The following is a 647-nucleotide window of genomic DNA, read 5'->3' on the forward strand; positions in this document are numbered from 1 at the left end:
TCGCCGTCCATTCTTCAGGGGAGATGTCGGACACGTGTCAGGACGTCGGCTTGACCATGAACGTGAAGCCGTACTTCTCAAGAACCGTCTTTGCGGCCGACGACCTCAGAAAGGCCAGATAGTCGGCCGCTTCGCTCTTGGCGGTTGTGGTCGCAGCGATCGGATAGATGATTGCCGGATGCGAGTCCGACGGGAAGGTGCCGATGATCTTCACGCCCGGATCGATCTTGGCATCGGTCGCATAGACGATGCCGAGCGGAGCTTCGCCGCGCGACACCAATGTCAACGCAGCGCGGACGCTCTCGGCCATGGCGAATTTCGACTCGGCGGCGGTCCAGCTGCCCAGCTTCTCAAGCGCGGCCTTTGCGTATTTGCCGACCGGGACCGACTTCACATCGCCGGTGGCGATCTTGCCGTCGCCGGCGAGCTTGGCGAGATCGAAGCCTTGACCGATGGTGACGTTGTCGAGCTTGGCGTCCTTGGCGGCGATCAGCACGATGCTGTTGCCGAGCAGGTCGGTGCGCGTGGCGACGTTAATGTTCTTTTTGCCGATGGCGTAGTCCATCCAGTCGGTGTCGGCGGACACGAAGACATCGGCCGGTGCGCCTTGTTCGATCTGTTTGGCGAGCGCGGAGCTTGCAGCATAG

General features: G+C 61.7%; 1 protein-coding gene. It reads right to left on the reverse strand.

Features of this window, described 5'->3' with window-relative positions:
• Positions 1-37: 37 nt before the first annotated feature.
• On the reverse strand, positions 38-647 hold a 610-nt coding region (gene modA / locus AC1DU6_RS34400), incomplete at its 5' end, for a molybdate ABC transporter substrate-binding protein (protein WP_477862954.1).

It is taken from the genome of Roseateles sp. P5_B10 (assembly GCF_056400485.1).